The 14,683-nt window shown below is 47.4% G+C and carries 10 protein-coding genes; 4 read left to right on the top strand and 6 right to left on the bottom strand.

The genetic code is table 11. From position 1 onward, the window contains the following. Nucleotides 1–194: 194 nt before the first annotated feature. Nucleotides 195–1,085, bottom strand: coding sequence for a tyrosine-type recombinase/integrase (locus C161_RS20745; RefSeq protein ID WP_036672486.1), 891 nt, complete (start codon nt 1,083–1,085; stop codon nt 195–197). A gap of 168 nt (nt 1,086–1,253) precedes the next feature. Here C161_RS20745 and C161_RS20750 point away from each other — a divergent pair, with 168 nt between their 5' ends. Together C161_RS20750 and C161_RS20755 are read left to right on the top strand one after the other, a co-directional pair. Beyond that, nucleotides 1,254–1,454, top strand: coding sequence for a cold-shock protein (locus C161_RS20750; RefSeq protein ID WP_017690333.1), 201 nt, complete (start codon nt 1,254–1,256; stop codon nt 1,452–1,454). 99 nt (nt 1,455–1,553) lie between these two features. After that, a complete protein-coding gene (locus C161_RS20755) occupies nt 1,554–1,826 on the top strand; it encodes an HU family DNA-binding protein (protein ID WP_036606368.1) in 273 nt (90 codons plus the stop codon). A 331-nt stretch (nt 1,827–2,157) separates the two neighbouring features. Here the strand turns inward: C161_RS20755 and C161_RS20760 are convergent, their stop codons facing one another. Together C161_RS20760 and C161_RS20765 are read right to left on the bottom strand one after the other, a co-directional pair. Then, nucleotides 2,158–2,802: a Vat family streptogramin A O-acetyltransferase gene (locus C161_RS20760; RefSeq protein WP_036672489.1), complete on the bottom strand. Its 645-nt coding sequence runs from the start codon at nt 2,800–2,802 to the stop codon at nt 2,158–2,160. A 35-nt stretch (nt 2,803–2,837) separates the two neighbouring features. Continuing rightward, a complete protein-coding gene (locus tag C161_RS20765; RefSeq protein WP_036672490.1) occupies nt 2,838–4,526 on the bottom strand; it encodes a methyl-accepting chemotaxis protein in 1,689 nt (562 codons plus the stop codon). Nucleotides 4,527–4,959: 433 nt separating this feature from the next. Here C161_RS20765 and C161_RS20770 point away from each other — a divergent pair, with 433 nt between their 5' ends. Both C161_RS20770 and C161_RS20775 read left to right on the top strand, forming a co-directional pair. Beyond that, nucleotides 4,960–5,460, top strand: a complete 501-nt coding sequence (locus C161_RS20770) for a MarR family winged helix-turn-helix transcriptional regulator (protein ID WP_235193876.1) — start codon at nt 4,960–4,962, stop codon at nt 5,458–5,460. Between the two features lie 29 nt (nt 5,461–5,489). After that, nucleotides 5,490–6,431, top strand: a complete 942-nt coding sequence (locus tag C161_RS20775; protein ID WP_051449845.1) for an NADP-dependent oxidoreductase — start codon at nt 5,490–5,492, stop codon at nt 6,429–6,431. A 92-nt stretch (nt 6,432–6,523) separates the two neighbouring features. On the opposite strand, the gene C161_RS20780 is transcribed toward C161_RS20775, so the two are convergent. The 3 genes from C161_RS20780 to C161_RS20790 form a co-directional block, all read right to left on the bottom strand. Then, the gene (locus C161_RS20780; RefSeq protein ID WP_036672491.1) at nt 6,524–8,479 is read right to left on the bottom strand and encodes a CotH kinase family protein; all 1,956 of its coding nucleotides are present in this window, start codon (nt 8,477–8,479) and stop codon (nt 6,524–6,526) included. 228 nt (nt 8,480–8,707) lie between these two features. Beyond that, nucleotides 8,708–13,033 (bottom strand): alpha/beta hydrolase fold domain-containing protein, encoded by a 4,326-nt coding sequence (locus tag C161_RS20785; protein ID WP_036672492.1) that lies wholly within the window; start codon nt 13,031–13,033, stop codon nt 8,708–8,710. A 96-nt stretch (nt 13,034–13,129) separates the two neighbouring features. After that, nucleotides 13,130–14,680: an extracellular solute-binding protein gene (locus C161_RS20790; protein WP_051449846.1), complete on the bottom strand. Its 1,551-nt coding sequence runs from the start codon at nt 14,678–14,680 to the stop codon at nt 13,130–13,132. Between the last annotated feature and the right edge of the window lie 3 nt (nt 14,681–14,683).

Raw genomic sequence — 14,683 nt, forward strand, 5'->3', positions numbered from 1 at the left:
TTATCAGGGATATGTAATCGCTTTCTTTATTGGAGGTAAGGCAACCCTGTCGGGCAGTGCCTAAGTCAAATGTGAAGGTTAGTATATGAATGCTAAAGGTAGGTTAAAGTAATACAAACACGGGAAATTTCGAAGTACTTCTAATAAGAGGTGTTTTGACTGTGATTATAATTCAGATTCTTCATTCTTGTTCTCTACGATGATTTCGTACTTAATGCTTTAAAATAAATCATTGTTGTATCTGGGTTGGTGTGTCCCATTATCTCGGCCAAACGGTGCAGTGGCGTATGCTCAGCCATGGCGTAGCCAAAACGATGACGCAGGTCGTGTGAACTCAGTCCTTCCAGCCCTGCTGTTATCATTACTTTTTTAATCAGGTGGCGCAGTGCTCTCTCCGTTAAACGATCATTTGTCTTCTCTGAAGGAAAAAGGTACGCACGATCGGTAGCAAGATCAGATAAGTACTGATTCAACATGACAACACACTGTATATTCAAAGGGATCTTACGTTGCACGTTGCGTTTATCGGCGCTCACTGTCAGGTGACCGCTTCGTCTACCAAGTTCGATATCATGAGGCTTGAGGTTGCATACCTCCATCGTTCGCAAGCCTGTGTGAAACATAAGGGTCAGGATGGTCTGATCACGAAGGGAATTACCATACTCCACTGCCGCGAGGAATGCCTGCTCTTCTTCAAAAGTCATTCGACGTGGACTTACTTTGTCTTCCGGAATGAATTTTAATGGCTTGGAAGGGTCATGACTGATCCTGGATTCCAAGACAGCCCATTTGAAAAAACGCTTCAGCGTAATCAACCTCCGGTTAATGGTGGCTGGTTTCAATAACATAACTTTGTGAGCATCTTCACGATAACTGACTAAAGTGGATGTATCCACATCTTCAATTCGCAGTGAGAACTCTTCGCTGAGCATGGTGCTTTCCTTGTACCATTCGATAAAATGTTTCAGATCACTTGTATATTCCTTCACGGTTTTGGGATGCAATTCTCCCTCTTTAGCAAGCATATGTATGAATTCCTCTACTGTCGGTTCCCGCTGCACCGAAACCCCTGATGACTGATTCATTAGAAAATACCTCCAAATCTTGACTTATATTAGCGGACATGGTATTATCATATTAATCGATACATTAGCGGACATCAAGTTCGTGGTTTAAATGCACCAGGTGAGTGTCAATTTTAAATTATACTCGTCATAATGATCGGCTAAAAACTTATTTTTTGGAGGAATCACATGCAAACAGGTACAGTGAAATGGTTCAACGCGGATAAAGGATTCGGCTTTATCGAAACTGAAGAAGGAACAGATGTATTCGTTCATTTCAGTGCAATTCAAGGTGAAGGTTACAAATCTTTGGACGAAGGTCAACGCGTTCAATTTGAAGTAACTCAAGGTAACCGTGGACCACAAGCTGAGAACGTTACTAAACTTTAATTATATGAAAGCTGCCTTATTAATAAGGCAGCTTTTTATTTACACATATGTGTCACAGCAAAGTTTCCACATCCCAAGAATGAAAGCGAGGTATTCCACATGGATAAAGAACAATTGATCACAGAAGTAGCCAAGGCTGGCGGTTTCTCCAAGAAGAATGCTGAAAAAGCTGTAACCGTTGTATTGGATTCGATTCTCGAAGCTCTCAAAGAAGGCAAAGAAGTTCAACTGGTCGGATTCGGGAAATTTGAAGTGCAGAAGCGTGAGGCAAGAACGGGAAGAAGCCGGAAAACAGGCAAAGAAATTCAACTACCTGCAGGTAAAGTTCCTGTATTCACAGCAGGCTTAAGCATGAAAGAAGCTTTGAATTAAACAACGCAACAACTTATTGAAAAGAGGTTTTTATTCAAACACACAATGATAATATGGATTTAAATGTCGTGTTTACTACCGTTGATGATATCATTAACTTTTATTCAGGCAAACAGACAAACTCGGATCATACAGAAAATCACACTCATTTGAAGCCCCCATCAACAAAGTCTGATTGTACCCTACGACCACCCACCCGTTAAATTAACATTTCATCTTGGACAACAAGAGGCCCTGATCCGCTCAAAACGGTCCAGGGCCTGATTTGCTTGGAAGCCGGCTCCATCAGGAACCAGCTTTTCTTGTCTTTTAAGCACAATGCACATCCAGCCTATTTGCTGTTCAGAAGTTCGCGCAAGATCTGTAGATCATATGCAGAGACAAGACGTTCCAAATGCGTATCCAGCCATTCCTCGTCCTGATCCCACCACTTCAATTCCAGCAGCAGTGCAATCGTCTCTTCGTCAAAACGCTTTTTAACAGTCTTGGCTGGATTACCACCAACAATCGTATAGGGTTCAATGTCCTTAACGACGGTTGAATTGGAGGCAACAATTGCCCCGTCTCCAATCGTGATACCAGGCATGATCGTTACATTTTGTCCAAGCCATACATCGTTCCCCAGTACCGTGTCACCCTTATATGGAAGTTGTTCCAGTGTAGGTGTCACACGCTCCCATCCTCCACCAAAAATGTTGAACGGATACGTGGTCATACCCTCCATCCGATGATTCGCGCCATTCATAATGAATGTCACACCTTCCGCAATTGCACAGAAATTGCCAATGACCAGGCGATCACCAATAAAGTCATAATGATGCTGTATCCGGTCATAGAATTGCTCTGGCGGATTTGTGTTGTCACTATAATACGTATAATCACCGATGTCCACGTTGGAACGCGGCGGCAGGTTTTGAATGTAACATACCGTACGGATATTCTCATTCGGGAAAAGTTTTGTTTTATCAGGGGCCATATTGTAGTCCCTCCTTTTCCCTATTGTAACAGATATTAAATCTTAAACGGACTAAGTGAGGTCTGCAGCTCTGTCGACACATCAGACAAAATAGCCGCAGATGCCTTGATCTGCTCTACCGACTTGAGCTGTTCATGGACAGAATCGGCAGCCTGTTGTGAATTGGTACTAGCCGTTTGCGCATGGCGAGCGATCTCATGCACAGAAGCTACAATCTGCTCCACGCCTGCGGACATCTCTTCACTTGTCGCAGCCATGTCCTCAATCTCTGTAGCAATACGCAGGTTTGTATCCCGGATCAGGCTGAAGTTTTGCTCCGTTTCCCGGGTCAAGCGCAGTCCTTCCTGTACTTCGTCCTTCACTCTCGACATGGCCGATAGCGATTGCTGCATATCTTGTTCCATGGCTTCGACCAGTTCTTCAATACGATCTGAAGAGTCTCCGGCTTGTTCAGCCAGTTTACGAACCTCGGTAGATACGACGGCAAATCCTCTGCCATGCTCCCCTGCTCTTGCTGCTTCAATGGATGCATTGAGAGCAAGCAGATTCGTTTGATTTGCAATCTCATGTATGGCGGAAACCATCTGGCTAATCTGTGCCGACTTCCCTTCCAGCATACGAATGACTTCATCCGTTGTGGTAACGGAAGATTCAATGGTAGACATCTGCTGAACGGTAAGTTGCACCGCTTCACCTCCGGTTTCAGCCTGTTTGCGTGAATACAAAGCAGAGTCCGAGATGCTGGAGGCCTTGTCCGCCATGCGTTGTACGGCTATCGCCACTTCTTCCATGGCCTGCAGATTTTCTTCCGTACTAATTGTCTGACTCTCAGCTCCTTGTGCGACTTGTTCAACGGAGGATGCAATCTGCGCCGATTCTTTGGACGTTTGGTCCGCAATCTTCAGTAGCAGCCCAGTCGAATGCTCTGCTTTCTCCGCAGCTTGAAGTCCTCCTTGAATGATGACCTGGAGATTACTTCTCATCTCATTGTATCCCATGCCGAGCATACCAATCTCGTCTTGGACGTTGTCCACAACTGGCTGTGTGAAATCGCCCGTACCCGCACGTTTAATCGCTACGGATACCCGTTCGATTCTTACTCTCACCCTGCGAACGTACAGCAGGATCAGGGTAATTGCGACTAACATTGCAAGCAGGAATACGATCAGGAATGTCTTGAGGAACGAGGAGATAATCACATCAATTAACGATTGAGAAGCGCCAACATAGAAAATTCCGATAATCTCTCCGGATGCGTTCTTGATTGGTTCATAGGCCGTCTGATATTTCTGACCCACAACCACGGCTTCACCGAAGTATCTTTCCCCTTGCTGCAAAACGGTCTGGGCGACCTCGTCCGATACCTTCGTGCCGACAGCACGCTTTCCGTCCACCATGACATTTGTTGCAACACGTTCGTCACCTCGGAAGATCGTCACCGTGTCACCAGAAGCTTCTCCAATCTCATCCACCAGTTCAAAGTTGCCTTCCAGCGCGGTATCTCCCTTGAATAATTGTCCGTTCTTAATGGCCCAATCTCCTGGATGCTTATATGTAATGATACTATTTGCCATCTCCAAATCGCTCTTTGCCTTCTCTGTAGCAAATGTCGTGATCCCCTGCTTCATCTCCAGGATTACACTTACCGCCACGGCTGATGAGAAGACGATAAATATACTGATAACGATCAAACTGATTTTGGTACCGATGCTCATGCTTCGCATGTGTGTGAGCCACCCTTTTCCCTATGTAATTGTGGGGATATTCAAACCAATTTCGATTCCGTTTCGAATATCACTATAGTCTTATCGGTAGGAGTCTTCACAATATTTATAATATTTCAGTGACTTTTATCACAGTAATAAAAATTAAAAATCAAAGTTTTTCCGCTTTCTCCGTAATTATGTGAGAATGATCTGCTGTCTGGAAATTTAGAGGAGCTGTATAAGTTGAACTAAAGAATATTTACACTGGACACTCCGATGACAGAACAACCTTTCGATGAAGCTTTCTTTCAGAAAGCTTGTAGCCGAACACTCCGTTTCTTCAGGTTCTTTGTCCTTTACGTTTCGTGTAAATATTCATTTTATGTTGCCAACCACATATTTAATTGTTATATTTATGTTGCCGACAACGCAATTAAGAAAGTTGAGGTACATGATGACAGCCAAAGATGATTTCAAAAAGCCTGATAATCTCCAGGAATTAAATAATGAGGAATTCAGTGCAGTAGCGAACTATCCCATCAGTTTTAGCATTTTTGCTCTTGCGCGCTCTCACAAAGGGCTTGCTGCGCAGTTGATTCGGGATACCGGGCTTTTTCCCGGTCAAGAGATTATGCTGATGCAGTTATATGCCCAAGATCATCAATCCCAAAACTCTCTGGGTCGCACCCTTCGCTTGGACCACTCAACCGTAGCCAAGTCTGTTCGCCGTCTGGAAGATGCCGGTCTCGTTACTCGGAGTCGTTCCAAAACAGATGGACGGGTGACCATTGTATCCCTGACAGAAGCCGGATACGCACTGGAGGATCGAGTGAATAACGCCTGGCGCCAAGTGGAGCAGATCACCACAGCTGGCCTCTCCGATGAAGAGAAGAACTTGCTGTTATCTCTTTCACAGAAAATTGCTGCACAGATTGATTCATCCCTATCCTAAATTTCCTTAACGAATGGAGCGTGTACACAATGCATACATCTAAAATGAAAGCTATTCAGATTTATCAATACGGAGGACCCGATACATTACAGTTCGAACAGGAAGTCCATAAGCCCCAGCCAGCTGCCGGCGAAGTTCTGGTACGCATTCAGTATGCTGGAGCCATTCCACTGGACTGGAAGATTCGTAACGGCTGGTTGCAGGACGTGTTTGTCAAAGAGCTACCTTATACACCCGGAACGGCCATGTCTGGCATCGTTGAAACCGTGTCAGAAGGTGTCGATACCTTTCAGCCGGGAGATCGTGTTTTTGGTAATGTGAAGGGTAGTTATGCAGAGTATGGTATGGCTCCTACTACGGATTTGGTGCATATGCCAGACGACCTGAGTTTTGAGGATGCTGCGACCATTAAAGGCGGAGCTGAAGCTGCATGGAAAGCACTGTTCACCGAAGGTGAGTTGGAAGCCGGGCAAACCGTTCTGATCCACGCTGCTGCGGGAGGTGTCGGACAATTCGCAGTGCAGCTGGCAAAATGGAAAGGCGCTCATGTTATTGCTACCGCGTCTGCTGCAAATGTTGATTTTGTTGCTTCATTGGGTGCTGATCAAGTGATTGATTACAAGACAACCTTGTTTGAAGAGCTGGTAAGCAATGTAGATCTGGTTGTTGAATCGGTCGGTGGAGAGATCGAAGATCGCTCATGGGGTGTTCTGAAACCTGGGGGCAACCTGGTATCGTTAACTCAACTGCCTTCTGCCGAAAAAGCAGCGCAGTATGGCGTTACAGCCAAGTTTAATTCCAAATTCCCGACATCAGAGGATCTGTACACAATCGCTCAGCTAATCGCTAACGGTTCCCTCCGCTCAGAGATTGATTCTATCTTCCCTTTAAGTGAAGCGAATCAAGCGCATGCCAAAAGTGAGGCCAGACATGGACGAGGCCGGATTTTGCTGGATGTTCGCTCCGTCTAACCTGAAAAGCAGAACAAAAAGGGATTCGATCTGACCATCGAATCCCTTTCTTATTCTCCATACAACAACGGTGATCTGCAGGAAATATTTTCTTATTTGGATGTAAGGCTTACTTGTGCAGCGGTTTGATCCCAGTCCACGGTAAGTCCCAGACCTTCTGAGATGAAGCGTACAGGCACGAGTGTGCGACTGTTTTGAATGATCGCTGGTGCATTAATTTCGAGTGTCTCTCCATTTACGGTTGCGGTGCTGCTTCCAATCTTGAGCACAAGGGTCTGGTCATTCAGTACAGCTGTTACCGTCTTCGCCATTTTGTCCCAAGTCACTTCTGCACCTAGTGCTTCGAGAATTGCGTTCACAGGTACCATTACTCGGCCACTTTGCTGCAGTGGGTCCTGATCCGGGAATGTGATCAATTTACCATCGAGAGTTACGGTAATGGTTTTGTCGGTTGTTCCGGATGAGGTATTCGAACCTGTCTCTTCCGAAGTCTCAGGCAAAGGCGTTACTTCACGTCCAAGTTGCTCTTGCAGATTCGCAAGACGGTTCAGTGCAAATGTCGTCAGTGACCCGGCTGCCATGGAGCCCATGCCTCCACCCCCACCGCCAAAGTTACCACTAGGGCGTGTCTGCGTATTATCTGTACCCGTTGTTGCATCTGTTGTACCGTTTCCAATTGCAGCACCCGGCTGAGTTGGAGGTGTTGTTCCATCTGGAGGTGTCATTCCTTCCATGCCTTCAAATCCTTCTGGTGGTGTACCGCCCATACCACCTGCTGCGTCTGCATTTGCAGAATAAGCGATGTTGGATTCAAACTGTTCTGTCGTATAAAACTTCGTTGGATCTGCTTCCACATAAGGATGAATCTCATCGGCAAGGTCAGTAATACGATCCTGAATACCTTCCATATAGTCTGTCAGTTCATTGACGTAGCTCAAATATTTTTCCTTATACTCTGGCACAGCAAGCAGGTTGTTAATCATCGGTACATTTTCCATGTTAATGCCTAGTACCGGCTCGTCCACAGATACGTTCGTTGCGTTGGTGTTGGTCGTGGTTGATCCGGTTGTTGTGCCACGTCCACCTCCACCCGAGTACCCGTTGAAGGACATGTTGAAGTCCCAAGGAACAACGGTGAACTTGCCCGCGGCATCACTGTAAAGCATGTAGTTGTGTCCTTTGTCGCCGTTATAGCTGTCATAGTTGCCAAAAACCATGTTGCCTGCAATATATTGAAGCGCTGAATCCACGTCCAGTACACTTTCAATATCACCTTTTTCACCTTCTGGCATCTCGTTCAGCGTTTGGATGAAGGTTTTGAGTTTGGCTTTGTCCTTATCCGTACCCAAATCTTTGGTGATTGTACTGTAGTCACTGCCCTCTTCATATTGAAGATAACTCTTCTCATCCGTATCATAGAGGACACCTTCTTCGTAATCCTCACCGTAGTTGCGCTCCAGATAGCTATCATCCACTGCTTCAACGCCAGTATAGAAACCAACCAGCTCGCCGTTAACGTACAGATTAACATAGTTCGTCATTGGTACATCCATGCCAATACTCCGCAGTGCTTCATAGTGAAGAACTTCACGCATATAGGATGGATCGGCGTAGTTATTGTTTAGTACCATTTTGTCCAATCCAAGCAAGGTTTGTGTTTTGTCGTATTTATCAAACTTCAGTCTGAAGCTGTAACGGTCCGAATCTTCCATTGAGGCTACAGCTTTCAAGGTCAGATTGCCCTTGGTGGAGAAACCGACATTGTCCAGCTTGTTGCCGTCCACTTCCACACTCACATTCTTATAATCCTTATCCAACGGACTTTCGAGCATGCTCTTCCAGTCTGCATCATCAATCGTTACATTCACATCAATGACGTTATCCGTCTGGAACAACGATTCATAAGCTTGCGTCACGCCTACACTCGTGGTTGTCGCTGTACTTTCTGCGGCAAATGCCGCATTCGGACTTCCGATCAGACCAAAAGATGTCGTTACCATCGTCACGGACAATGCCGTTACTGCAACTTTTCGTAATAAAATATTCAAATGATGAATCCTCCTTCTTGGATTTCTGTTAAGCAACTGAGGCTTATGTAACCATGGTAGGGGACGAACCTTTAGTGAATCTTAAATTAAGGATTCATAACAAAAAGTAGCCCATCAGGCTACATAAGTTGAACTATAAATGTTACACCTTATCACTCCGATTGCAGTATGGTGTAATATTGAGCTTCAACTTATATAGACGCCTGCCAGGCTATTTGTTCTGATTCTTTATAACTCGGTAACTGTAACACCTGCTGCTTTGTAGTAGTCCTCATCTACATTGTTTAGAATGTTGGCCTTCATTAGAATGTTTACTCCGGCAAAGAGGCCGATTCCGTTTGAATTCCCTTCAATAAGGTTATTTTCAATCCACACATTCTCAGGGTCCCCTTCGCCGACATTGCCTGCTCCGGCATCGCCTTTGTCGCGCTCAAGCCTCACACCCCAGTAACCGCTCGCCGTATTGTTACGAATTACATTGCCGCGAATCACCGTGCCCGGTCCGTTCAACACTTTGATCCCTGCTGCCTCTGCAATCATAGTGGTATTCTCGATGAGATTATCCTCAATTAGGGTATCGGGGGTACCCATGGTTACCGAAATACCGATTCGGCTGTTCGTAATTGTGTTGTCATGAATGTAGTTTCCTTTGCCCGACTTGCTGTGGTTGCTGGGCGCCGAACCCCCAGTATTGCCGAGCCCAATCCCTGCGCCTGTCAATACGTCCGTAATGACATTGCCGGAGATTTCATTTAAATACTCCAGTTCACCATGAAGATCAATGGCATCCAGCTTTGTTCCGTTAAATGTATTACCACGTAGCACGTTATTATGTGCCACAAACTGGATCAACGCTCCATGTCTCAGATAAGGTCCCTCAAACACGCTGTCCTCCACCACATTCCATAACGTATCATTGTCAAATCCGAGCCGATCGGTCTTGGCCGTTCCCTGAATTGAAATTCCGTAACCTGAACCTCCAGGACCCAGATCTGTTGCATTGCGGAAGGTTGCATGCTTCACAACAACATCGCGGCTGTGCTCAATGCGGATCGCCATTCGTTTGAATTTCTCCACAATTACGCCGTCAATCGTAATGTCATACGATGGTGCCTCACCATAATTGGCGATGTGTATCATGCTATCCGGCCCCCCTGCGGAGGGGTTATTGGATTGATGATCAGTCGTGTAGCTGCCGGACCAGGATGAATTTATGGTCATGTTGGATACGAGAATGCTGTGCTGAGCCGATGCTTTCAGAACGGCACTTCCCGTCACCTGATTCAGCGATGTCTTGAGCACAGTTCCTTCACGGCTCTCACCTCTCAGATTCACTCCGGATTTGAGCATCAGATTGGTGCTCAAATCCGGCCCGGATAACAAATTGTACACTCCATCAGGTAAAAACACTTCATCCCCAACGTTGGCTTCGTCCATCGCAGCCTGTATAGCAGGGCGGTCATCACTCGTGTTGTCAGCAGGATCTGCTCCATAATCCCGTACATCAATTGTACGTCCGGTCACGGCATGTGGAGCATGGACAGCATGTGGTGTGCCATCTGTTTCTGTCAGACCTGGGGCGATAAAGGGCATCGTCCCTTCAGGTGGTTGTGGCACGATGTATGGAATCAGAGCCACAGGTGTCCCTCCCCCTGCAAAAGGGGCATACAGATGCACATCGCTCAGACTTGTGTAAATACTTCCATCGGAATTGCCACGTCCGGTAATTCGCACATAACGTGCAGATATGTCCGGGATATCAAACGCCTGCATTTCGGTTGTATCTCCACTGCTTTCGCCATTAAATATCTGGGTCCACTGCTCACCGTCAACAGACGATTCCATCTCAAAAGATGTCTTTCGGATATCCCCTTTGTAAAAACCAATTCCAACATAACCTACTGGCTGTGCCTGCCCCAGATCAAATGTGATCCATTGCCCCTCTCCTGCAACAGACCAGCGTGTATAGCTGTTATTATCGAGGGTATTGGTCGCCAGGTTGCCGTCGCTGCCACTTGCCGTGACGGAAGCCACAGGCAGGGACGATACCGGAACGCCAAGGGTTGTCAATTCGGTTGATAAAGCACTGCTGACGTTGCCCGCTTCGTCAATCGCCCTCACTTGAAATGTATATGGTGTTTCCGCTGCAAGTCCGCTGTCCCGAAATGACTGCTTACCTTGTTCGCTCAACAAAACGCCATCCCGATAAATCCGGTAGGCAGATACAGCTGTATCATCGCTGGCAGCGGGCCATCTCAGTTCCGCAAAATCCGTTCCCCAGTTGCGAATCTCCAGTTCAGCTCCCTGCTCCCATTCGGGTGACTGCGTGTCACTGCCTTCTTCGATTAAAGCAATGACAGATAACTGCGGACGCGGATTGCTCGTTCCGTTGGCTTCCTTGGTATAGACGTTAACGGAAACACCTGTTGATCCCGCATCCGCGAGCAAAAATGCCACTTGCCCAACATCTGCACGTTCCTTCACATAATCGGTTACATCCACTTCATAGACTGCCGGACTTCCATTCCGATCTGCCGTGACCTGGAATGTGCCCAGCAGCGAAGCTTCGCTCAGACTTTGGACGGGAGCATTCGACCAGGTTAGTGATGATTCACCCCAGTCTGTGGCATCCAAACCATAAAGAGACAACTCCGTATCGGTATTTGAAGTGCCTTTCTTGGCGGCAATCCGTAGTCGATAACGATCTCCTTCCGGCTCATTTCCGGTCATATCAAATTTGAAATAAACATACTTCTTGGTGGAAGTAGTCGAAGAAATACTTAGTAATCCGGTGCTGGAACCTGTAGCCTGATTGAGATTCAGATCAGGCTTGCTACTATCAATCGCCGCATCGTCGCTTGGCAGCTTGCTGGCGATGACCTTCTCCATCAACGGTCGTTCTTCTTCCTCTTCACCCTCGCCAGATGAAGTATCTTCGGAGTTGCTTTTGAAAATAACTGGCTCCGTAACGGTCCGGTTCTTCACATGTTCATCCAGGAATGCCCATGCCTCCGCATTGGCATTCTCGGTAGCTGTACCTGTAAATCCATGGCCCTGACCGGGTACAATCTTCACATCCACAATCGGCACACCCGCAGATTGAAGCTGCTCTGCAAAGGTAACACTGTCCGTGTATGGAATGGTGGCGTCAGCATCCCCGTGGCGAATCCAGAACGGTGGATCATCCGGTGAAGCATAGGTGCCCGGCATCGCAAGTCTGGCCTGTTCCGGTACATCCAATGCGCGATGACCGCCTAGCAGAGCCGTGACCGAGCTATAATTATTGGCAAATGTCGTCATAAAATCAGCGGGTCCGTACCAGTCGGCAACCGCCTGCACTTTGTCCGAATACTCCGGCCATCCGCCAGAACCCTCGAGATCTGGTATCTCTACCGTGACTCCTGTATCAAGCACGACGGGATCACCAACGACCAAGTCCCCCGTGGTCCCGAGTAATGCGGCCAGGTGACCGCCCGCAGATGATCCCCAGACGCCGATACGACTGGGGTCCAGATTGTACTGGGCGGCATGGGCCCGCAAATATCGAATAGCAAGTTTGACATCCTGAATCTGGGCAGGGAAAGGCGCCTCAGGCGTCAGCCGGTAGTCCAGAGATACACCGATGTAACCGCGTTTGAGCACATAATTGCATATGGAGTTCAATGCCTGCTTCCGATCCCCGTGGTTCCACCCACCTCCGTGAATATAGATCATGACTGGCATCGGTTCAGCTGCCGCTGTCTCGGGAACGGCAATGGATGAATACATTGCCCGCCCACCAGCCATGCCAATCTCCACATCCTCGTATAAAGTCACTCCTTGTGGTGGCGTAAACTCAGTATTCTCTTCTCCAGGCGGCACTGGGGAAGGGGCAGGCGTTATACCCGGAATGGCCTGACCGTAAATGGCAACATTATCGATATACATGTTGGCCTGCATGGTATCTCCTGTCCGAAATCGAATATTCACTGTACTGTTATTGTTCCCTTCGGAACCCAGCGTCCAGCTTTTTAAGGTATTGCCTTCCTTATTCTTCATATCTGTAGTTCCTGGAGGAAGTTCAAACGTCTCCAACGTCGTCCAGGAAATACCTCCATCCTTCGACCATTCAATAATCACGCTTCCGCTTATATAGGAGGAAGCTCTTGTGAAGTAGCTTAGCCGAATGTTTCCGTATCCGGTCAGATCAAGTGGCAACGCGAGTGCATCGGTTCCATCTATCTTGACCATGTTGGGTTGGGATGGTGCGGTTGTTGAAGAAGACGTTTTGGCCTTGCTCCCGCCCGCACCGTCCTGACGCCATGGTGCCTTCAATGCAATTCCGCCCGTAGAGCCAAAATTGTCGGGATCATCAAAGTTTTCCGCGTAAATCTCCAGTTCGGGCCCCTCGGGTTCCGGGATATTTTCTTCCTGTGCAGCATGGATAACAGAATGAGGAATATCTTCTTCCATCGCCCGGACTTCATGCACAGGAATGGCGATACCGGTAATGAGTATGAAAGATATGGCAACAAGTACAGCCCGCTTCGTCCACGTTTTGAACAAGTCCTTCATTTGTATCCCTCCGTATTCAGCTGACTTGCCACTCCAATGACAGAACAACCTTCCGATCGCTGTTATCGTGTAAAATGTATAGTTCGACTTATATCGTTAGCGACGCGGTGCTGACACGCCTTCACCCTTATTGAATTTCTCCGTAGCTTCTTTGATGGCCTGATCTCCACCCTTGGATTTCCATTCCTCAACCACTTTCGGCCAATCAGAGATCGGCTCCTTACCATAAACCATTTTGATCATGTGCGTGAGCAATACTTGAGGAGGTGTATCCGAATTGGGAGCAATCTCGGGATTCTGCACAAAGGCCTCCAATCGTGGATCAAAGTTGATGCCATCCCGGCCTTCTTTGGCTAAAATCGTATCGTAAATATTCATCAGTTTCTTGCCTTCTTCTGTCAGCGATAACGAGCCTTTATTGTACGTTGTGTCCTGTACAAACCATAAGAACGACTGACGGTAACGCTCTTCGTCCACGCCAGCGGAATCCGTTGGAGCGGTGTACGAAATCACCCCATTATCCTCTGTGTAGGTTTCTCCTTCCGTGCCGTACGTGAAAAACTTCTCCGCTTCATCGGACACCATCCAGTTAAAAAAACGGATAATGGAAGCCGGATCAGCCGCATCCTTATTGATAAAGTAGGCACGTGTCACCGGACCGTACAGATAATAACCACCTTTACCGTCCGGGCCAACAGGCGAAGGGATAATTTCGATTTTGGCATCGGGAACCGACGCTTTGATCTGTTTCTCCCATTGGATCAGTTCGTTGGCATTCATGGACCACATACCCGCCTTGCCGGAGAGAATCGTATTTTTGAATACCGTCGAATTGATGGTCGCAAACTCTTTGTTAATTAGCCCTTGCTCGTACATCGTTTTATAGACTGTCAGGGCTTGCTGCATATTCTCGTTATCCATGAACTTGGGTACAATCTGGTCGCCCTGCTGCTCCATCATGGACAGGAACTGCTGCACATCATAGGCACCAAAGAAGGTATCCGCATATTTGAAATCTTCACGCCCCATATATGGATTCTCCACGCCAAGCTTTTTAAAGGCGCGCAGCACTTCCAATGTTTCCTCCACCGTGGTGGGCACAGGCAATCCCGTTTGATCCAGCAGATCCTTACGAATCCAGGTTGCCCGGCGGGATGGATTGGATAAATATTCGGGAATGGCATAGATCTGGCCGTCATGGGTGACCTGGTCCCAGGCTTCCTTCGGCACGGCTTTCAGCAAATCTTGCCCATACTGCTGCAACAGCTCATCCAGCGGCTGGAATACTCCGGCTTCAACCGAGCCGGCCATCTCCTTGCCGTTGACACCGCCATCACCTTGCACCACATCAGGAATATCATTGGTGGCAAACATTTGGACCATTTTCTGCTCATATTCCTTATGAGGCACAAGCACGATTTTCAGATCGCTATTGGTCAGCTCCTCCAGCTTTTTCACCCATTTATCCTGGTTGATGTCCGGTGACTTTTCCACATACGTATACGCCAGCGTTCGCAATGACATGGAGAACCTCGTCTTGCCGTCTCCTCCATTCTCACCGGATTCCGCCCCGTTTCCCTTGCTGCATCCCGCCATGAAGGTTGCCGCCAGCAATAGCGCCATGCCTGTGACCATCCACTTTTTCATGCT

The organism is Paenibacillus sp. FSL R5-192 (assembly GCF_000517845.1).
In the GTDB taxonomy this organism is placed as follows: domain Bacteria; phylum Bacillota; class Bacilli; order Paenibacillales; family Paenibacillaceae; genus Paenibacillus; species Paenibacillus amylolyticus.

What these genes read in the sequence shown, in the direction of transcription:
- C161_RS20785 (WP_036672492.1), bottom strand. Translation starts at nt 13,033, where the DNA reads ATGAAGGACTTGTTCAAAACGTGGACGAAGCGGGCTGTACTTGTTGCC.
- C161_RS20745 (WP_036672486.1), bottom strand. Translation starts at nt 1,085, where the DNA reads ATGAATCAGTCATCAGGGGTTTCGGTGCAGCGGGAACCGACAGTAGAG.
- C161_RS20755 (WP_036606368.1), top strand. Translation starts at nt 1,554, where the DNA reads ATGGATAAAGAACAATTGATCACAGAAGTAGCCAAGGCTGGCGGTTTC.
- C161_RS20760 (WP_036672489.1), bottom strand. Translation starts at nt 2,802, where the DNA reads ATGGCCCCTGATAAAACAAAACTTTTCCCGAATGAGAATATCCGTACG.
- C161_RS20770 (WP_235193876.1), top strand. Translation starts at nt 4,960, where the DNA reads ATGATGACAGCCAAAGATGATTTCAAAAAGCCTGATAATCTCCAGGAA.
- C161_RS20775 (WP_051449845.1), top strand. Translation starts at nt 5,490, where the DNA reads ATGCATACATCTAAAATGAAAGCTATTCAGATTTATCAATACGGAGGA.
- C161_RS20790 (WP_051449846.1), bottom strand. Translation starts at nt 14,680, where the DNA reads ATGAAAAAGTGGATGGTCACAGGCATGGCGCTATTGCTGGCGGCAACC.
- C161_RS20765 (WP_036672490.1), bottom strand. Translation starts at nt 4,526, where the DNA reads ATGCGAAGCATGAGCATCGGTACCAAAATCAGTTTGATCGTTATCAGT.
- C161_RS20750 (WP_017690333.1), top strand. Translation starts at nt 1,254, where the DNA reads ATGCAAACAGGTACAGTGAAATGGTTCAACGCGGATAAAGGATTCGGC.